Below are 20,637 nucleotides of genomic sequence, written 5' to 3'. Positions count from 1 at the left end.
GCATTGCCCACGGCGTTCTCACGGCGATGGCGGCCCGGCACGGGAAGGGTTCGACACACTGAGCAGCGCCGCCTCGACGTTTGGCCAAAGTCCCTCGTTTCGCTTTACCCAGGCGCGCCGCAGAAGGTCGTCGGAGAGGTAGCTGTCGTACTTCGCGGTCCGCAGATTCTCGGCGAATTGAGCCACAACCTCGGGCGGAGGTATCCCAGCTAGTCCGTCGAGGAATGAGCGCACGGTCTCGATCTCCGCGTCGAGGACTGTCAGCCCCATGTCGTGAGCCTCACACTCGAAGCCGGCACAGATCAGGATTACCGCGGCGATCGAGTTGATCGCAGTGCCTCGCCAGAGCAGAACGTGGACGTTCCTGCCGGACTCGATAACCCGCTGACGGCCAAGATCGCGCTCGCCAAAGGCCGCCCTCCCCTCTGCCAGCATCTCCCGCGCGACTGGATCCAGATAGGCCGGGATGTCAACTTTCTGATATGTCGCAAACATCTCGGCCACGAGCCGATCATGAAGAGGCTCCGAGGAAAGCCGATCGAAGACGGGCACGCGCCCGGCGGGATGAGGGACGACATCCAGCACCTTCGCCAAATCGTCTACGCCCGTCACACGCCACCTTCTCCCAGCAAATCCGACAATGCTCCCGACGCCCAGAACATTGACGATCGGGAGCGTGCCCAAGGCCGTTCCTCCCGCAACCAGACGCCATTCTTCGTCGGTTTCGAAAACGGCATAGAAGTCCTTGCCGGCGACGAGCCGCTCTCCCATACGCCCTAGCATGATCGTCCCGTCCGGCGCCTGCTCGATGAGCTCGGCTTCTTCCGCTGCGGCGCATCGTAGGAGGGCCACGAAGTCGCTGCGGTCGAGGGCCGCGAAAGGTCCCGGCTGGCAAATCAGCGCGTACAGTCGCTCGGCTCGAGCGCCCCCTTCCTCAGCGATAATCGAGAGGACCTGGTGGAGCGCGACCGTCAACAGAGAGGGATCTCCAACAGGCGGCTCGACGAAGTTACGAAGCAGCAGGCGAACCGCCGCGACCGCCCGGACGGTCCCAAGCCGCAGACGGTCCAAGACATCGTCGTCGCCGATCAGATACTTCTCGCGCTGATAGATCCGCAAAACCGCCGGCGTCCCGCGGCGCCGGCCGCTGCGACCGAGCCGCTGGCGAAGCGATGCCAGCGACCGCGGCGCTCCGACCTGCGCGACCGATTTGACCGATCCCAAATCTATGCCGAGCTCAAGCGTCGTCGTCGCGACAGCGGTGGTCGGGAGGTTTCCCGCCTTGAGGCGCCGTTCCAAATCCTCGCGCAGCTCTTTGGAGAGGCTGCCGTGATGCGGGAAGAATTCCTCCGGCACCCCTGCCTTTTCGGACCGTCGCCGGAGACGATCCGAGAGAGCCTCGACCGTCCGCCTCGATCCGGCGAAGACGAGATTGTTCGAACCGCGCAGAGTCGCGAACATATGATCCGCGATACGGCTCAATGCGTCGGATGTACCTTCATCCTCCAGCTGATCGGAGCCACTCTCCTCGGGCGGCTCGACGTAGCCGCGGATCTGAAGGCGCAGCTCAGCACCTTTCCCCGCTGCCTCAAGCAGACGGACGTCATCCGGACATCTCGGGTTGAGCCAGGCCTTAGCCGCCGAGAAGTCACCGATGGTCGCTGAAAGAGCGACACGCCGGCACCGGCGCCCGGCAGCGGCGTCAATCCGCTGGAGGAGACTCGCCAGGTGAAGGCCCCGCGGTCCCTGCAGGAAGGCGTGCAGCTCGTCGATCACGATCGCGTCGAGCGACCCGAGCAGTCGATAGGCATCGCTGGGACGGCGGATGAACAGCGCCTCAATCGACTCCGGCGTAATCAGGGCGATGCCGCGGGGGTCGGCGATCGTCCGGCGCTTTGCGCCTTGCGGTGCGTCGCCGTGCCAGCGCACCACGGCAACTTCCATACGCTCGCAGAGCAGGTCCAGCCGGCGGAATTGGTCGTTGATCAGCGCCTTCAAAGGGCTCACGTAGAGGATGTCGAGGCCCGGCTCCCGCCTCCCCGCCACCTTCGTCAAAAGCGGCAGGAAGGCAGCCTCGGTCTTGCCCGCGGCCGTCGCCGCGGCGATGATGACGTCGTCCTCGTGGTCCAAGATCTCGGCAATCGCGCGGTCCTGGATATCGCGAAGCTCGGTCCAGCCTTCGTCCCTGATCCAGCGGCGGACCTCCGGATGCAGCCGATCGAAGGTGGCGAGACCCTCAGAGCTTGAGGGTGGCGAGGTCATCGTCCCCCTCAACCGGTTCATCGACAGGTTCGGGCTCCTCCCGCTCCAGAAGGACCTCGCCGAGCAGCTCCTGCCACTGGACCCCCGGATTCTGCTCGAGCACCCGCAAGAACTGCACGAATGCCTTGATCGTGTTCCGGGGCGTGCGGAAATAAGCTTCGCCGATCCGCCGGTTGCAATGCTCCATGAACGCCGTGAGCGCCTCGTCAGGCACCAGGTGCTTCGTCTCGTCACCGCAGGCGAACACCGAGCGCAAGTTGCCGAGCAGGACCAGCAGCTCCTCGGGCGTCAAGTTCTGAAGCCGCAAGACGGGTCCCGTCATGTCGACGAGGCCGCCGGTGGCGAAGCTGTTTTCGATCAGGCGACTCTGGAGCGCTTGGTAGCTGTAGAGCCCCCGCCGGCTATCCATAAGGAATTCCGGGGTGCCCCCAAACAGGAATCCGAGGCCTTCGACTCCGCCCTGCAGCACGTCGTTGAGGATGCGCAGGATCTGCTCGAAATTCTGGTTCCGAGCCTGCGAGCTCTGGAGCTTGTAGATGTTGACCATCTCATCGAAGACGACGACGACCCCTGCATATCCTGCCAGCCTCACGAAAACGGCCAGCAGCTTTAAGCTGTCGTAGACGTCACCGTCGTCGATGATGCTCCTGACGCCGAGAGCCTGACGCGCCTCAGTTTTGGTGGGATATTCCGCGCGCAGCCATCGCAAGGCCGCGGCCTTGAGCGCCTCGTCGCCATCCTCATTCGCACGCCAGTAGGTCTTGAGGACGGTCGCATAATCGTGGCCACCTACATGATCCTGAAGCGGCCGCAGCCGCTCGTCGATCGCCTTCTCGACGCTGCCGCCCCCACTCTCGGCGGCTTTCACGCATTCAGTGATGAAGCGCTCGACAATGCTGGTCAGCGCGCCACCTTCCGCCTTGGTACGGGTGGCCATGTTGCGAACGGCCTCGGCGTAAAGACCCCTTGCCTGGCCGCCGGTCGCGTGGATCCGGCGATCCGGTGCCAGATCGGCCTGGATCGTCACGCAGCGGCGCTCCAGCGCAATCAACCTCACCAGGTTCAGGAAAAAGGTCTTGCCGGCGCCATACTCCCCGATGACGAAACGGATTGCCGCTCCACCATCCGCAACGCGGTCAATATCCTGGACCAGAGCTGCGATCTCCCGAGCGCGCCCGACCTGAATATGCTGCAGCCCCACTCGCGGCACCACGCCGGCGGCCAGAGCCTGCAGGATCGTGTCCCGATCGCGCTGGCGGATCGCCGGTATCACGGTCACGCCCCCGCTCCCATGGCCGCAAGCTGCTCAGCCACGTGGCTCGCGACCGCGACCGGATCCTCCTCCTCGATGACCGGCTCTCCGAGCATCTCAAACCCCCATTCGTTGATCGTCTCGATCGCGCCGGCTGGCAGCAATCTGCTTGCTCTCGCCAACTCGTCGAACTCATCCCATGCCAAAGGTCGCCGGAGGAGAACCCACAAGAGCTCGGCATGAGCCGTGTCGAGACCGTCAAACCGAGCCACGGCTGTAGGGGCCGGCGGCGCCGGTGCCTCCGCCTCCTCGTTCTCGACAAAGATACCGGCCAGAAGGCTCGACACTGCAGAGGTCTCGCCTCGTATCCTCTCGAGACGCGCGGCATCTATCCTGACAGCTTTACCGGGCGATGGGCCGGATCGAACCCTGGGGGCATCCTCGTCACCAACTGGCCGAAGGAGGTCTTCCTCCACCGAGCCGCGATGGAGGGCGGAATAGACGTCCTCCTGAGGAAGCCCAAGCGCTGCGTGAAGATGCTCGAGGAAGCGCACCTCAGCCGGCAACACACGTCCATCTGCCAGGATAGCCGCGACCACGGACCTGATGACCCGGCGTCGCTCCCTGAGCGGCAGCCCCACCATACGAGCGATCGCGTCCTTCCGCTTTGGAGGATCAGCAAAAAGGGCCTCGGCATAAACGCTCAGCCGCGACCGCTCGACCTCGTCGAGATCGGGCAGCGAAGCGAGGTCCCTCCAGATCGACTGAAGCTCCACCGGCAAGGCCTCCCCGTCAGCCAGAGCCGCCAAGGCCGCGATCTCGACCGTCGTTCTGGCCGCGTCGTACGCCGGCCGTTCCGCATCAACCCGTCCTCCGCCAGGGGCGGGGAATAGGAAGAGCTTCGAAGCTCCCGTCACCGCCAGGCCAGACCCATAGCGACGGTCAGGCTCGAACCCGAAACCGATGCTGTCGAGAAGCGCTGCCACCTGGCGAAGCGTACCGGCCGGGAGCCTCCCTTCGAGCCTGGGACAATCGATCTCAAGGAGGTCCAAGACCTCCCGGACGGGTATCGCAGCCGCTCGGTCCCCCACGTGTTTCGCGATCGCTCGCCCGCAGGCACGCAGTCCCTCCCCGAGCGGTCCGTTCAACAAAGCTTGGGGCGCCGCTGCAGCGGCCGCAATGCTGCCCCGTGCTTCCGGCTGACGGCCGAGCAGGCGGCTGAGCGGATCGAGTTCGTCGGTGCACGCCTCGAGCAAAGCCCGCAGTCGCCCGAGCGGTGCCGAGACCGTTGTAATGTCCGGCAATTCATCGATCGAGACGCTGTTGGTGAAAGCGCCGCTGGCCGCCCGATAGGCGTGCTTGATGCGCGCCTTTGGCTGCCTCACTGCCAGCCCCTGAGGATAGGTCTCGCGAAAACGGATCGCCCAGAGCTCGCGCAGCTCCGCAAAACACCGGGTGGCAGGGGTCCTCAACGAGGCGCCCGGCGTGCCGAGCAGCCACAGAAGAGCCGCGTCGGCGTCGAGCGGTTTGCCCTGCCCGACGAGTGAACCCAGGTAGACTCGGACGCGGAGCGGCATCTCCCAGTGCCTCGCCAGCGCCAGCGTCGGCTCGATGGGCTCCATGGTGCCTTCGGCGAGCAAAGTGGCGACATCAAGGAAGCGTTCCGCGTAGCCGCGGAAAGAGTGATTGGCGCCGTAGACCCCAAGCAACCGGCGAACCTCGGCGCCAAGGACGGCCGCTTCGTCACGCTTTTCCTCGCGAAGAAGCCGCCACTCCAGTCCATAGAAGAAGATGAACACATAACCGATCGGCACCGAAGGATCGCTTCGCCCGGCGCGGAGCCACTCCAGATAGGTGCGGCGGGCGGATGGGTGAAGGTTCTGATAGCATCCCCAATACGACAGCGTTGACCCTTCCGGGTCGCCGCACTGTGCGACGGGCAGCGCGGAATCGATCAAGGAATTGTTGCGCGGATATTCGTAAGGATGCGCCGCCCCGACGTAGACCATCTCGGCAGTGAATGAGACGCCCCCGATCTCAAGCTGAGTCGGGGACCCAATCCACTTCGGCTTGTCGCTCGACTTCGGCGCGAGTGGAGGCGACGCAGCCCAGGAAGACGCTCGGCGAACTGCTGGCCGCGGGACGGGCGCCCGGGCAGGCGCAGGCGATTCACGGACCGGCCAGCGAAACCTGGCGTCCGCGCCGATCGGCAACCTCGGGCCAGGCGGCACAGGTCGGGCGCTCCTCTTGGCCCAACTCACAGCTTGATCGAGCGTCTTGAAGACGAAGCCGCGAACACTGAAGCCGCCATCCTTCGCAGAAACACCGTAGACCGCCATCAACTCCCGCTCCGAGGCGGTGAGAGGCACTTCCGACCGGGGCGATGAGCACGGCGCCGGGCGAGAGGCGGGGGGTGGAGGTGGAGGTGGAGGTGGAGGTGAAACCGGACGAGAAGCCTTTGGAACCGGTGATCGCTCCAGGAACTGGCGAGCCTGACCCTCCGACGTGAAAATGTAGCCGCCAGCTCGGAATCGGCCGTCACGGGTCGGCTCGACATCATCACCGCTCCTGGGCCGCGACGCCCCCGGAAGGCAGCCCGAATCGCGCCTGGCGGGACGAGGGTCCAGCCTTGCGTCGCTCGCGGAATCGCCACCGACTAGCCGCCGTACCGAACGGCCGAGTTCGAAAAGCAGATTGTCGAGCTTGCGGCCCACCGTTTACCCCACCTCCTCTAGAGCTTGCCGTAAGCTGACGTGCTCGTCACCTTACTTTTTGGGCGCTATCCACCAAGCTTCCATGTTCGAATTTGCGGTGTGGCCAACGCTCAAGAATTCTCTTGGATTGGAAATCGCTGCCTGGGTTCGTGCTGGGCAGCCGCGAGTGATAGTGCCCTAGGTAATCACGAACAAGGACCATCGGTTCGATGGCAGAATGTCGAAGCGGATCATCTATCCAGCTGTCGCGTGGAGTATTGAGCGACCTGTATCTCCACCAGCAGAGTCGATCGTCGGCAAGTGCGCCGGAGCCACCTGCCAGGCCACGCCGCCGATTTGGTCAGATCCTCGCTGCGGCTGCTTGCTGATCCCGACGTCCGACCATCCTGATCACATTGCCCGCCAGCCATGTCTGAGGGGGGAAGGGCGACACCCTCGATTGATCTGAGAATCTCCTATGGCGCCCGCCTTCCCTTCGGCTTTGGCTTCGGGAGTGGTCCACTCATCGATTCAGTGAGGTAGTCGGCGGTGACGTTCACCGGCGCATACTGCGGGATTTTGCGGATTCTTTCGACAACCGACGTGTGAAGGAGGCTGCGCGGGGGTATGTACCTCGGCTCTGCCCGCGGCAGGTAAAGTCCGGCGAGCCGCCGGCGAGCCGGCCACTCCTGGTATGCGGTTGACTTCGGGAACACCTCGAGGAGACCCCAGCCCAAGTTCATCGAACGGTGAAGCGTCGCGGTAGGATCCGGTTTCGCGTAATCCCGCGCGCCCACCCGCGGCTGACCTCGCGCGATATGGTTGATCATCTGCGTCCGCACCAGCAAGCCATTCGCTCTTGCTTGCTCCAGCATCCAAATCAGCGGGTACTTGGAGAGGCCGCTCTCCTCCTCGACAAATCCCCCGCCCACGTCGGAATGACAGCCGGCGAACCAGACCTGCCGACAGTCCTGCGCAATGACCGCTTGTCGTTGCGAAAATGGATTGTGCCGAAATTCCTGCCCTTCCACCCAGAGTCTCGGCCGGAACATGCGGCGGAACTCGTCAATCGCGATGGCGTGTCGCACCACCTGAACCGCGGGATTCTCCGAGGTGAACGGAAGTTCTTCCAGCCGAAACCGTATGAACGGGAAGTGCCTGGGGACGATCACGGAGGAGACGGTGTCCCACAAGCCCAGGAAACGGATCGGTACACATTGCGGGGTCACAACCCGCTGGAACTGGCGAGCCAGCGCATAATCGTCCCCCGCCTTGGCCCCCTTATACGCCTTTAGGGCATAATCGGCGAAGCCGACTTGATGTTCGCGCAGAAGGCCGATCAGGTAAACCAGCCCCGCTACGACCCGGACTGTGTAGGCTCCTCGCGAGAAGCCGAAGAGGTAGATGCTGTCGCCCGCTTTGTAGTGCCGGCACAGGAAGCAGTAGGCATTGAGAGCGTCTCGATCGAGTCCATGCCCTGTCGCCATTTCGAAGAGCGATGAGAGGTCCTGACGGCTCCTCCCCCAGGTTCGCCTCATCCCGACGGTCCCGATCCCGGGGTTGTAATAGACCACCTGCCGGTCACTCTTTTCCGAGATCCGATAGAGCTTCAGGACGTTCGAGAGGAGCCGCCCGATTTCGTTGTTGGTGCCGTCGCAGCAGACGACGAGATTTCGCCCTTGCGTCGCTGCCACTGTCCCCCCCACGCAGGTCCCCACTTCATGATGGTCCACCTACCCCCTCCAGCCGTCAAGGGGCGACGTGAAGGCCAGATCCGAGACATAGCCAAGTTCCTGTAGTGCCCGGCTCCCGGTGCGCCCGCCTCGGCCGTGGAGTAACCGGGACTATTATCCTCTGCGCGCGGCCTTCTGGAAGACGCGGCGAACAACGGGTGCGCCTGCCGCGTCCAGAATGTAGTCGTTTGCGGATTCGCGGACGCTGTAAAGGCCGAGTTCGTCCGGCGACCGCGCGAGCTCATAACCAGCAGCGTCGATCCAAATCACCTCATCGTCACTGGGGATCGGCAGCACATTGTAGCGCGGGCGGGCGCCCGTGGTCCCGGTGAGACGAGCCTCATCTGGCGAGACTTCCGCCTGATCCCGGACTCGCCGCGGCAACGAGCGTTCCCAGGCCAAGAAATGCTGGGGGTCGATCAAATCCTCTGACTCCGGGGCTCCAAGCTCATCCTCCAGCCAACTCTCGAAATGCCTACGGAGGCCCTCGGCCTCCTCGCGCGTTTTCGCGCGCCCCTGGGCGAGAGCGAAGGCGACAAACGGATCCAGCGTCCCCCACCGCAGCAGCTCTCGGGCCCAGAAGCCGAACCACGGCAATCCCGTTGTGGACTTCCAATCGGCAAGCGAGGGAATCGTCAGCGGATCGCCCGCGCCGGCCGACCATCTCTGCGCGACAACTGCTCCGACTGCCACGCCGAGGCGAAACTCCAGATTGTCAGAAACGAAGCGCTGGCGCGCCCGCAGATCGCCGGCAGCCGGCTGGTGGGCGCCCGGAACCCGCATCCACCAATCAAGAATTCCGATCCAATCCCGCAGCATTCGCTCGTCCGTCTGGGTCTCGCGTACCCGGAAACCGAAGCCCCGGTCGCCCTTCAGAAGATCCCCGATCGCGACGAAATGGGCAACCCGCTCCTGCGCATCCTCGCTTCCATAGTCGCCAGCGGCCTCCAGCTGCTTCAATATCGCAGGGGCGATAGCCTCGAAGCGTCGGCCGACATAGGGCGAAAAGCCGTATTGATAGAGCCGACGGCGCTCCTCCACGTCCGGATAGATCGTCTCGACGATGGCTCGCCCGCGGCGCAGCACGGCCTGTTCGAGCCATGCCTCCTGGGCGGCGGCCGCGACCGTGAACGTCTTTCGCCAAAGGCGCGCGAGCTGCGCCTCCGCCTGCGCGCCGTCAAGCTCCTCATCCAGCAAGGTCAATTCTTGAAGCGCGGTCACCAAAAAGGCGTCAAGTTCGTCGACTGTGTCCGCCAGCCGCGAATAACCGTCGCTCGAGCCCGTGCCGGCCTCGGCGCTCACATCCTCCGGCTCCACCCGCTCCAGCCAGTCGAGAAAGGCTTCGTCGGAGAACTGTCGGAAATAGATCCGGGCCTTTGCCCGCAGCTCGCCCAGCAGCATAGCGAGCGGGCTGAGCGATGCGTCGCCGCCGAGTTCGTCGAGGCGAAGCGCTTCGCGCAATTTGTCGTAGTCGTCGCGCAGGCCCGCCATTTGATCGCGTTGCGTCGCTTTCTGGCCGGCAGCAGTGGTCGCGATGGAGGTCGGAAGTGCGACCAACGTTAGGCCCTCCATCCCCTTTGTCGCGCCCGGCCGCCCGGCCCTACCGGCGAGGTTGCGGAATTCGGCAGACGTGAAGGGCGTGATCACTGGGCGCTGCTGCGCATTGTCGTAAGCGCTTCGCTTGAGCGATGTGACGAATATGATGTCGAACGGCAGGTTGACCCCTTCAGTCAACGTGGCCGTCGCCACGGTTATGGGGCACACCTTCGATTCGATGAGCGCGGTCATAAGGCGGCGGAGCCGCTGTGGCATCTGGCCGTGGCTCGTAGCGATGCCTCGATCAAGCAGGCGGGTTTCGTAGGAGTCCTCTCCGCAATAGTCGAGGCACGTCTCCCGCGCCTCGGCGAAGAGCTCGCCCCGCCATCCTTCCGGCACTTGGAAAGCGGGGAAGCCGGTCCAGGTCGGCAAGGCGAGCGCTTCGGCATACCAGCGCATCGTCTGTTCCGGTTCCTGTGCGAGGGAGATGAGAATACGGCGATCGGCCTCGGCGAGATGGAGCGCCGTCCACAACACGGTCACCTGGTTGAATCGGTTGAGGCTCGAGCGCATCCCCGCCGGCAGTTGCGGCATCGCTGGAATTTGCAGGTTGAGATAGACCGGCTCCGGCCGGTCCTGCACGTAAAGCGGACGGCCGTTCATCAGCTCCAGAAGCATCGTAGACCGTCGTTGCGGCGCCGTTTCAAGCACACCGATGACCTGCCGCGTGCTCCGATACCGGGTGCCGATCGCCTCGGAGTCCTCGCGGCCTTCGATCCAGCGCGCAACCGGCCCGGCCGCGCCGCCGGCAACTGCGGTCAGGGCGATCCGCACGATGTCGGGAGATTGAGCGATGAGGCGAGAGACGAAGCCCTCGAGACGAAGCGCGCGGCTGCTGTGATCGGCAAAAGCGACCCGCCCGTTGTCATTGTCTTCCGGGAGAACCTGATGCGCCTCGTCCACGATGAGCAACCGAAGCCGGCCCAGCAGCAGCGGGGCGAGATAGCGCATCAACGCGTCCGCCTTTTCGACCGTCGCAATAAGGACGGTCGGCCGATCGGCGTTGAGCCAGTAGTCGGTGATACCCCAGTCGGACCCACCGTAAAGCCCGGTGATGACGAGATCCCGTCCCAACTCCGCGGTCAGCTTTGCCTCGACTTCACCGGCTAACGCCCGGGACGGGACGAGATAGAGTGCGAGCGGCGCGATCCCGCCATGGTCGCGCAGTAGCAGTTCCTTCACGAGGCCTAGATTTGCCACCAGAGTCTTGCCGGACCCGGTCGGGGTACAAAGCGCGAAGGAGGAATTTTGGAGCAGACGGCGAAGGCCCGCGCGTTGCGACGACCAGAGGATGCCTCGGCCGCGGGCAAACTGATCCCGCGCAAATGCGAGCATGCGCGGCATCCGCTCGGGGTTGAGGCGCCCGAGCTCGCGCATCGGGCCGTAGATGCTTGCGGCGAGGTAGCTTTGGGCCACCTGCCGCAACAGCGTAACCAAGAGCGAGACATCGTCGCTGAAGGTGCGAACGGCCGTATCGTCGAGCGCCTTCAGCTTGACGAATGCCTTTTCCAGGCGCCCTTCTTCTCCGCGGCGCAACGAATCCGCGAACAGGCCCAGGGCACGCACCAATTCCACCGTGAAGTACCAAGCGAGACGATCGTCGCTGTCCTCGGTGAGAAGGCGACGCGCGGCGTCCACTTCGGTGAGACTTGGATTGTCCCGCCAGAAAGCAGCTACGTGGACGAGCACTTCATCGAAATCCGCCCGAAGGAAATTCGCGAATAGAGCGTTTCCATCGCCCTCCGGTCCGACCTGGGCGAGGAGGCCCGACGCCATCGCGGGCAAGCCACCGAGCTGAAAGGCGGCTCCTGCCAGTAGCTCGATGGGGGCGAGCCGCCGCGTGTCGTCGGCGGCCCTCGCCAACCATTCGAGAATCTCGCCGGCGCGGCGATAACAGTCGAGCGCCTTCGGAGAGTTGGCGCCCTCGATTTCTACAAAGATCTCAGCCGCTAGCAACAAGCGGCGGGCATCCGCCAGCTGCGCCCGGGAGTCCCCGGGCCTCCACGCGATGGTCGGGACGTTCCAGCCGATCTGCAGGCAGCGAACATAGGAGCGGGCTTGGCCGGCGGAGAGCTCGTTCTCCAGCGCAAGGCCGATGCGGGCGCCGTTGGCGACGTCAAGTCGCCCCTGATCGTGAGCGGGCATCAGGACGCCGGCCAAAGGGCGTCGTAGACGCCGTCGATAACCTCCTCCCCGTCGGTCAGGATCATTTCGACGACCTGCAGGTCGTGCCCGGCGGTATAATCTTCAGGCATTTCCTGCCAGGGGATCAGCGAGACGGCCGCGCCGCGGCTCGGCACGTCGTTCCCCGAAATGAAGATCAGGTTCGTTCGCGGGAGCGGTTCCGCGTCGCGAACGATCAGCACCCGGTCGAGCGACAGGATCGCCGCGGAGAAGGTTTCTGGATCAAGCTCGCGTATGAGCCGCTGCAGCTGCCTCAGACCGTGGGGCACGGGAACATCCTTATTGATCTGGGCCCATATCCCATGCCCGTCGTTTTTGGTTATCCCCGTCTTCTTGTTTGTGACGTCCTTTCCGTACATCAGCTCGTGCACGATGGCCTTCTGCAGGGCCTTGCGCCACTTCGCCTCCCCGACGATGATTCGGACGACCTCTCCTTCATCGTTGAGAGCGACGCCCAGGAAGTCTGACCCGCGCCGGCCGTAAACCTGGCGCTTGCGCCCCTCTTCGCGGGCGAGGGCGAACAGGTATTGCTCGGCATCCTCATGAAAGCGGAACAGGAAGACCGGAATCCGCCACTCGTGGCCGCCCACAAAAGCGAAACTCTCCGTCACGAGCCCTGCCATGACCTCGCCGAAGAGACCGCGGCGGGAGATGGGGGGCAGGCACGAGGGATAGGTCGCATGCGCGCCCGGCGCGTCGGCGTCGGGATGAAGATCGATCCCCATCTGCTCGTGGAAAAAGGCGCGAGCGTCTCCATGAGCGGATTCGAAGTAGGGAACGAGTTCCGCAATCAGCTGGTCGTCGCATGGGCTTTGCTGCTCAAGCAGCAGATGCCCATAGGATCCAGTCTCGCTGGGAAAGTCCTTCAGCCAGCGTTTCAACGCCGCTTTCGGCGGCGAGCAGGTGTGCAGTGTCAAGAGCCCTCCCCCTAGTCCCCCCTGCGGAGCGGTCTGTGAACCGCTAAAGCGTTAATGTGCAAGTGGATTCGTCCGTGCCGACCGGTGGCAGACGCAGCGCAACCGCGAAGCCTCCGCTGGCGACGCTGCCCGTGGCGAAGACCGTGCCGCCCGCGGCTGGACCGGCGATAACGCTATGCCCCGCGGGCCCTGCCCTATGCGGGCACGAGACGCGGGGACCCACAGTCCCGCGTCGTCCTGGCGCGAAAAGGTAGTCCGGCTGGCTTCAGCACCGTGTCCTGCCCGCGCCGAGCACGGCCTTTGATCGGAGCGCGAAACGCAGTTCGGGCGAAGAGCCCGAAGCTGTCCTGAGGCGGAGGCGTCCCATCGCCCCGGTGGCGGCGCCTTGCTATGGTGACAGAATGACAAGCAGCAACAGCTCGGCGAGGGGGAATGCGTTCAGGGACTTGGTCGAGGGGGTGCTCTCGGCCGCCGGCTTTCACACGAGGAGCGAGGCGCACGTCGTCTATAAGAACGTTGACGTGGCAGCTATCTGGACCCGTGATGAGATAGCGGGCCCACAACGCTATGTATTCGAGATGAAGGACTTCGCGGGCACGCTCCCGCTGAAGGAGGCTACTCAGTTCGCTAGCGATTATGGGCCTCTTCTTGCGAGAGGTGAGGTCGATCAGGCATGGCTCATCTCGCGAGGCCCTATTTCGACCGCTGGACGTGACGTGGCAGTGGGACAACGAGGGATGCAGATCCTCACATTCACTGAGTTGCAGCGCCGCCTCCTCCTTCTCGACGCGTACCTCCGCGACTTAGTGTTGGCCCATGAGACGTCTCAGCTGGACCGGTATTACGTGAGGCCGGAGACGCAGAGTGGCGAGGATCTCGAGAGCCACGTTGCGAAGTGGCTCGGGCGTTATGGACCATGCTGCGCTCGTGGAGGATCGAACAGCGGGAAAGCGGTCAGGTCGTGCAGATGGATGTGCGGCAATTACATCATGACTGCCTGTCGGTACTTCCCGTCGGGTTCGAAAGGGACGTGGACCAAGTCGTCGGGACGGTCACGGTCCCCGTGCAGGCACTCTATCGTGCCATGGCGGGTCTAGAGCCGAAAGTAAGCGACCGCGACATCGAAGCGCTACGTCCCTTCTTCAACGATCCGGCGGTGAGACGTGCCGTGACGCCAGTACGGATCGAGCACCGTCGCTCCATAGTCACGGCCGACCCGGAGGCAGTGCCGCAAAGGCGGCAAGTCCTGTCTGCACGCTTGCCCAACCGTATTCGCTAGCGGCCGCGCTTCACAATGATCGGATCGCGTCCCAAAGCCCGGCGCGGCGCAACGCCGCTTCCGCGTCCGCGACAAACGAGATCAGCATCTCGGCTAGCCGACCATCGTATGCGGCGAGCCAGAACTCGCGGTCGGCATGTCTGGCAAGCGTGAAGTAGCGGTCGTTCGGTCCCACGCTCTTCCAGACCGGCCAGTAGTCGGTCCCTGATGCCGATTCCAAGAACCGTTTAAGGGCTGTCTTTGGGCGCGCAGGAATGGGCCGACCTTGTTCACTGGCGACACCGTAGAAGAGCGAACTATAGCGCGGCTTGTCGAACTGAAAGCCGAAGCCGACCTCTGTCGCAGGTGCAAAACCGATGAGGAATGCGGAGTGCCGTTCCGGACCGAAGTCACTGCGGATCACGTGCCAGTGATTACGATCGGCAATCCTGTCTCGGACGGTTTGCTGAAAGCGCGCCAGAATGCGCCCCCGGATCGGCTGCTCGGCTTCAAGAAGGGCCAGCGTGGCGTCGAGCATTGCAGGATCGGCACATACGGCCGTCGCCAAGTCCAAGGCTTCGTAGACGTCGCTCACGCCAATAAACTCCTCTCTGATGTGGCCGATCAGTCCTTCGACAGCCACCGCCACGCTCGGCGCACGGCAGACCGAGACGCAAACATCCAGCCAAGGGATCAGCGCCGAGTACCCGCGCACGATCAGCGTCCCGCGGGCGATCTCCGTCTCGGCCCGCTCCTCATCGATGCTCAATGCGGAAGGACCATCACCCGATCCGGAGACGTAGAGGAGGCAATGACCCGCTGGGCAATTCTCGGCCAGGGAATTGAGATACCGATCCACCTGCCTTGGCTGGTCTGGTGCGGAGGGCTTATTCTCGATCGCGAGGGAACGGCTGCCGAGGCGGATGAGGATGTCCAAGTAACCCACGTCGGCGAGGGTCCCAGTCGACATCTCCGTCCAGACCCGCGCTTTAGGGGCACTGCTCATCCATTCGTCATCGAGACCAAGCCTTTCGAGAAAGGCTGCGAGGAACCTCGCGCCTTGTGCGTGGGTGCCGCCCGGGTCGAGGAGCCAGGCGATCACACGCGACAGCCCGCCCTCCGCGGTACCGACGAAGTCGAACATCGGGAAATCGGGCGCGAGCCGCCCTCCATAGACAGCCTTTGCCGCGCGTTGGGCGTTGAGTCTGCCTCGGGCGAAGTGGAGGACATCGATCGGCGTCACGACTTGAGCATATTCGTGTAATCCGGACGGGCAACGGCTGAGGCGCAATTTACCCCGCAAGCAGGTGTTGATCGCCCCAATCAACTCGTCAGTATCCCAGAGCTCGATCGGTCCTTGAACGGGCTTCAGCACGAGGCACAGCCGCCTTCCTTGCCGAGACGAATGTTGGCGTTCCCAGTGCCGGCCGACTTCGGGATTGCCAGTAGCCGTCGCATCTGTGATGCATTGTATGGTGAAATAAAGGCCAAGAAATGGAAACAGAGGATCGGTTGAGCGCCGTAGCGGCAGACGCGGTCATAGCCGCGGGAGAACGCGCGCTCTTGCGGAAGATCGACCATAGGATCCTGGGATTCAATGACGATACCCCGGTTCAGGAGGTGGAAGAGCTGTTCGTCGAGATTGCAGCAGACCTGCGATCTGTCCACGCATTTGCCGGCCCGGCGGGGTTCTTGGTCTATATGGAGAGCGAGTTCCAGCCGCTGGTGAGGTCGGGTGACCCGCCGCCCTTCGAGCCGGTTCCCGTTACTCCGACCCTCGCCACATTCGTGACCAATGGCGGCTCGGGGCCGAGCCGCCTCGTCGAGGCGGCCGACGATACCCGCCTGTTCGAAGTCTTTGTGGGCGCGAGCTCATGTCTGCTCGCGCCGATCCACACACCGGCCGGAGACCTGCTCTGCCTGCTGGTTGCAGCGGCCGAAACGGAGACGGATCGGCGCCAGCTCCGCCGCCCGGCCTTCCAGGAAGCGGTTGCCGACATCGCCGCGCAGCTCTCGATCGCCTACCGCCAGTTCGAGCGTGCCGGGCGTCATGCGCGTATGCAGGCTCTGTGGGGCGAGTTCGTCGCCAACGACCTCTCTCCCTCCGCCTGCTTTCGAAGCCTCGCCCGGCGGATCCCTGAATTCTTGCCCACTTTCGGTCCGCTCGGTGCCGTCGATCGCACGCCGAGCAGCCAAATATTGATGGTCCCGGAAACGGCGGTTGGCGTGCCGCCGGATTATCTCGTCATTCGTGCTATGACGGGTTCGATGCAGTCCTCCACGCGGGTCGCCGTTAGGCGGTCTATTTCGGGTCTGCTAATCGAGTATCCAGATCTTCCCTTCTTCTGCGGCGATCCGACCTATCCCCAGTATAGTGAACGGTATAAGAACTATTTCGACGACCCGGAGCACGAGGCCCGAACCGAATTGGCGGTCCGCATGAACGTCGATAACTCGTCCGTGGGCATCATCAACATCGAGTCGCGCTATCCCGACGCCTTCTCCTTCCTCCATCGCCAAACACTGCTTGAGCTGGCGGATACGTTCGGTCGCCTCGCCGCCGTCTTCGAGGATCGAATGCGGATGAATACCGCGATGCAGAATTCCATCTCGACTTCGACACAGAAATATCTAGACGCACTCGCGAAGACCTACCGGCACGGCATCAGGACACCGCTTTCGGCGCAAAAACTAGGTGCTGAATTACTTGAGCAACAGATAGAGGATGTCAGCCGGTGGGTTGCGCAGCAAGATCTAGCTGGGAATGCGGCGGCGGAGATCGCGGTAAATATCGAGGACTTACGGCACACTCAAGTTCAAGTCTTGGCTGTCCACGAAACGATCGCGAGCTACTCTCGTGGATTCATTGACGATATATCTGGATATGCCGTAGAAACTCAACTCGCTTTGCGAACCGTCGTGGAATCAGCGGTGCATCTTGCCTACAATTGCCTCCTTGCTGGCGATGCCAAATATATAACGATTGATATCGTCGCTAGCGAGGAAGCTGACTCGGCGAATATTTATTGCTCTACGCTGATCAAGCAGCATCTTTATACGGTTTTCGACAACGCAGTAGAAGCGACCGTGGCACGCATGAAGGAGGATGGCCGACCAGGGCGGATCACTGTTACGCTTAGCGAGGAGGTGATCCCGAAGGGTCAGGAACAGGAGCTGAACGAAGGGTGGATCGTACGGATACGGGACAACGGCCACGGCGTCACCCAGGAGCAACTCGTTGCTCTGAGGAAATTCGATCCTGGCGTAACCTTCAAGGCCGGCGGGAGCGGCTATGGGCTGGTTGCGGCACAGCGTTACATCGCCTCTATCGGAGGTCGGGTGGAGCTCGATTCGGTAGGGCAGGAGTATTTCGAAGTGGCGCTTCACTTCGCAGCGTATAAACCAAGGATTCACAATGAGGTTCGGCCCATGAGCGAAGGAAGCGACTGATGGACAGGCGCCAGAAGATATTGGTGGTGGAGGACGAGGAGCCGCCGCGCTTGATCTATGCCGCCTTTCTGAAGCGGCTGGGCGTTCGGGTGGAGACGTGCGGCAGTCTGCGAGACGCCACCGCCGCGATCGGCGCTCTGCGTTTCGACCTGGCGCTGATCGACATCATGCTTTCTGGACCACAGGACCGGGCCAACCGCGACGGAATTGACGTGCTGAAGCAAATCAACGCTGCTCGCGAAGGAACAAAGACCCTCGTGCTCAGCGGCCAGTCGGATCCCGACCTCGTCGCGGAAATCTTGCGAGAGCACGGCGCGGACGGCTATATTAGCAAAGAGCGGGCAGAACGAGAGTCTGCTTATTTTTTGACGACGGTCAAGGACACGCTCGCCGCCAGCCGCCCCCCGCTCCAAGGGCGGGACTGGCATTCCCTTGCGGCGGCGCTGGCGCCCGACAAGACGGAATCCGGCTTCGTCCACCAAATCCTGGAGGGCACCACCTTCAGCGGCGGCTTCACGGTTCTACGCGATCTCCTGCTCGACGCCTGCAAGTGGTTGGCTCCTCTGGTGCCGTCCAATGACGAGTCGAATCGCGGACTCAAACCGGCCTCACCGGACTGCTTGACGGGACTCTACTGGTCCAAAGGGCAAGGGTGCGCCGTCCGGATGGCCCTGTGCGGAAGCAATTCGGAAATCACTCAACATCGTGGGGTCGAGACGGCGCCCGTCCTTTATGAGCGAACGAAGGGGGGACTTACCCTGGCCGTGGTCGAGCAAGCTGGCTGTCTTCGAAAGAATTTCGGCGGCGGCTGATGCGGCCGCCCGCTCACGTGGTAGGAGAGAGTTGGTGACCATCCTGGTGCTTGACGACGCAGAGTCGTTCGTCAACCTGATCGTCGAGCGATTGAAGCGCGCCGGCATTTCGGCGATCGGCTCTACCAGCGCGAAAGACTTTGTTCAGCGAGCGCGCGCGGACGAATTTCGAAAAGTCAAAGTTATGTTCTTCGACATGAACCTGGAGAAACGGCCGGATGGGACGATAACCACCGCGGTTGATCTGATGCCGGTGGCACGGACCTATACCCCCTCGGCAAAGATTCTGATCTTCACCCACGGCGACATTTCCGTGGAGGATTGCATAAGATGCGTCCAGCTCGGCGCGCTAGGTCTTATCCCGAAGTTCACGGAACCGGAGCAGCTGCTCATCGCTGCCCGCGTTTATGGCGATCTCGGCGATCCGCACCGGGCGCGTGAAGAGACGATCCGCGAGCTTAGGCTGCGCCTTGAAGAAGCGGATGAGCAGAAGAAGGGCCAGCTGTTCGAGATGCTGGTCGCCAACATCCTGTCCTCCGTGGACGGGATGACGCTCGTCGGGAACAACCTGAACAAGCCCCTCGGGGAGATCGATCTGATCTTCGAAAACGCCGTCGATCTTCCTTTCTGGAGAGAGCTGGGCTCGTTTCACATCATCGTCGAGTGCAAGAACCGAAAGGCACCGCCCGAAACCAGCGACTTCTCGGTCTTCATGACCAAGGTGCAGGCCAAGAACGGGTGCCGGGTCGGAATCATGGTTTCCTGGGTGCGGGCGAGCAGCGGATTCAGGATTCTGCAGCAAACTCACCCGGCGGACACGAAGATGCTCACCTTGCACCGCGGAGAGCTGGATGAGCTAATCGAGGCGCCATGGTCCGAGAGGAAAGACCGCCTCACTGCGATCTTTCAACGACAGCTCTGAGAGCCTGATGGTCCCGGGCGGCTCCAAGTGCACAAAACTGCCTTCCGAAATGGGACAAGCTTATGGCCGCCCGCCCAGACGTCCAGCTCGCTGGCGATACCGATGGCGTCACTTGGCACTGAAGCTCGTCGAGCCGCTCCGCAGGGACGCGCTCCTGCTTGACATCGAGAATGCCTGCTGAGGACGACTTAGCGTTCCCCCGACCCCCACACTCGTCCCGCGCGCGGAGCCCGCCTTTTACGGTTGCTGGTGAGACACTCTGGCGGCTCGCGTCTGAGGAAACCCTCACGCCGGCCATCTCGTACGCGTGCAGTCGGTCTCGACGTGAGCCCTGAGCCGACGACGCGATGAACATCGCGCTCGAACCCGGGATTCGCGTTCAAGTGCTCTAGCGCCTGTGTCGCGCCGGCCCACTCCTCGGGCCGACATCTGCTTCGAGCCTAGACAGAAGTCCTGCGCTCTCGAGCGCGCGCCTCAAGCCGGCGTCCCCGACATGTGCATAAATGGTCGTCGTGGCGATATTTTCGTGGCCGAGCAGGCGTTGCAGGAACCTCAGGTCGACCCCGTCCTCGAGCAGCAACGTCGCGCACGTATGGCGCAACATGTGCGGCGTCACCTTGCGTTCCAAACCCGTCTCAGCGGCAAAGCGTGCAAGCTCGCGGCGCACCGATTGCGTCGACCATGCTTTCGGCGACGGCGCGAGGAGCGAGGTCATTCCGGGTCTCGCCGCGAGTTGCGCCATAATCTCTTGCAATCGAGCATCCACGACGAACACGCATCGCTCCCGCCGGCCTTTGCCGCGGACTCGCAGCGCGCCAGTCTCCGGATCGAAGTCGCTCGAGCGAAGGCTCACAAGCTCGCTGACCCGCAGCCCCACAGAAACGAAGAGGAGCACCGCAGCGGGAAAAGCGCGTTGCGACAGGGGTCGCCGCGTTTGGAAACACGCCCTGGCAGCTGCAGCCGTCAGTCGTCGCGCCTCACCCCGAGTGAGCGCTCGAGGCAGTGACCGCGGCCGGGGCAGGTGCATTTCGACGTTTGCAAAAGGCGATTTGTGGATCACGCCAGATTGAACGAGATTTCGATAGAAGCCACGCAGGCACGCCATTCTGCGTCGCAAGGTCTGAGGCGCTGCGAGCCGCTCGTCAGCCAGATGCGCGGCATAGGCGACGAGCGTTTCGGAATCCTTGGGACACAGTTCTCGGCGCCTAAGGAACTTGTCGAAGTCGCGTAGATCGGATTGGTACGCACGCAGCGTGTGCTCAGAAGGCGCGCGCGTCGCCTTGAGGTGTCGCACATAGGCAGCCGTGCTTGTGGGTGTAACTATCAACTCGACCTCCGGATTCGACGGGCCGAAGCGGCTCCCGCGATCAGTCCATAACGGAGATACTTTTCCGACTTCTTTCCAAGCCGGGGACGCTCTAGGTTCGAGCCGTGGTCGAAAGATAATCGGGAATTATAGAGCTTGACCGACCAGGTTCTTGCGCCTGAATTTGGCGAGGTTGAGGTGTGGGATCTGATGACCCGCGACCTCAAGCTGGCGGCCGAGGAGCTGGTGAGC

12 protein-coding genes are annotated in these 20,637 nt (G+C 63.0%); 4 read left to right on the top strand and 8 right to left on the bottom strand.

Translation table 11 applies throughout. From position 1 onward, the window contains the following. Positions 1 to 18: 18 nt before the first annotated feature. From VGC56_RS15225 to VGC56_RS15200, 6 genes are all read right to left on the bottom strand, one after another. Entirely contained in the window at positions 19 to 2,262 is a 2,244-nt protein-coding gene (locus tag VGC56_RS15225) for a DEAD/DEAH box helicase (protein ID WP_464126234.1), read from the bottom strand. Continuing rightward, positions 2,237 to 3,541, bottom strand: a complete 1,305-nt coding sequence (locus VGC56_RS15220) for an ATP-binding protein (RefSeq protein WP_464126233.1) — start codon at positions 3,539 to 3,541, stop codon at positions 2,237 to 2,239. Before VGC56_RS15220 ends, VGC56_RS15225 begins: the two co-directional genes overlap by 26 nt. Further along, a complete protein-coding gene (locus VGC56_RS15215) occupies positions 3,538 to 5,853 on the bottom strand; it encodes a tellurite resistance TerB family protein (protein ID WP_464126232.1) in 2,316 nt (771 codons plus the stop codon). The genes VGC56_RS15220 and VGC56_RS15215 overlap by 4 nt, the downstream gene beginning before the upstream one ends. Positions 5,854 to 6,683: 830 nt before the next feature. Beyond that, positions 6,684 to 7,940: a DUF2235 domain-containing protein gene (locus VGC56_RS15210; protein WP_464126231.1), complete on the bottom strand. Its 1,257-nt coding sequence runs from the start codon at positions 7,938 to 7,940 to the stop codon at positions 6,684 to 6,686. A 114-nt stretch (positions 7,941 to 8,054) separates the two neighbouring features. Next, the gene (locus VGC56_RS15205) at positions 8,055 to 11,696 is read right to left on the bottom strand and encodes a DEAD/DEAH box helicase (RefSeq protein WP_464126229.1); all 3,642 of its coding nucleotides are present in this window, start codon (positions 11,694 to 11,696) and stop codon (positions 8,055 to 8,057) included. Continuing rightward, positions 11,681 to 12,637 (bottom strand): aminotransferase, encoded by a 957-nt coding sequence (locus tag VGC56_RS15200; protein ID WP_464126227.1) that lies wholly within the window; start codon positions 12,635 to 12,637, stop codon positions 11,681 to 11,683. Before VGC56_RS15200 ends, VGC56_RS15205 begins: the two co-directional genes overlap by 16 nt. A gap of 916 nt (positions 12,638 to 13,553) precedes the next feature. On the opposite strand from VGC56_RS15200, the gene VGC56_RS15195 reads away from it, so the two are divergent. Beyond that, positions 13,554 to 13,916, top strand: coding sequence for a hypothetical protein (locus tag VGC56_RS15195; protein ID WP_464126226.1), 363 nt, complete (start codon positions 13,554 to 13,556; stop codon positions 13,914 to 13,916). A gap of 10 nt (positions 13,917 to 13,926) precedes the next feature. Here VGC56_RS15195 and VGC56_RS15190 read toward each other — a convergent pair whose 3' ends face one another. Next, positions 13,927 to 15,270: a PDDEXK-like family protein gene (locus VGC56_RS15190; RefSeq protein WP_464126224.1), complete on the bottom strand. Its 1,344-nt coding sequence runs from the start codon at positions 15,268 to 15,270 to the stop codon at positions 13,927 to 13,929. A 188-nt stretch (positions 15,271 to 15,458) separates the two neighbouring features. On the opposite strand from VGC56_RS15190, the gene VGC56_RS15185 reads away from it, so the two are divergent. Genes VGC56_RS15185 through VGC56_RS15175 form a run of 3 tightly spaced genes read left to right on the top strand, consistent with a single transcriptional unit; the run spans position 15,459 to position 19,079 of the window. After that, complete coding sequence (locus VGC56_RS15185; RefSeq protein ID WP_464126222.1) at positions 15,459 to 17,345, top strand: ATP-binding protein; 1,887 nt, start codon at positions 15,459 to 15,461, stop codon at positions 17,343 to 17,345. Next, positions 17,345 to 18,157 carry a response regulator gene (locus VGC56_RS15180; RefSeq protein ID WP_464126221.1) on the top strand — a complete coding sequence of 271 codons (813 nt, stop codon included), beginning with the start codon at positions 17,345 to 17,347 and terminating at the stop codon, positions 18,155 to 18,157. The genes VGC56_RS15185 and VGC56_RS15180 overlap by 1 nt, the downstream gene beginning before the upstream one ends. 34 nt (positions 18,158 to 18,191) lie before the next feature. Beyond that, positions 18,192 to 19,079: a response regulator gene (locus tag VGC56_RS15175; RefSeq protein WP_464126219.1), complete on the top strand. Its 888-nt coding sequence runs from the start codon at positions 18,192 to 18,194 to the stop codon at positions 19,077 to 19,079. A gap of 388 nt (positions 19,080 to 19,467) precedes the next feature. Here the strand turns inward: VGC56_RS15175 and VGC56_RS15170 are convergent, their stop codons facing one another. After that, a complete protein-coding gene (locus VGC56_RS15170; RefSeq protein ID WP_464126217.1) occupies positions 19,468 to 20,373 on the bottom strand; it encodes a tyrosine-type recombinase/integrase in 906 nt (301 codons plus the stop codon). Between the last annotated feature and the right edge of the window lie 264 nt (positions 20,374 to 20,637).

The sequence above is a fragment of the Allosphingosinicella sp. genome (assembly GCF_036403745.1).
GTDB lineage: Bacteria > Pseudomonadota > Alphaproteobacteria > Sphingomonadales > Sphingomonadaceae > Allosphingosinicella.
This window is presented reverse-complemented; position numbering and strand designations above follow the sequence as displayed.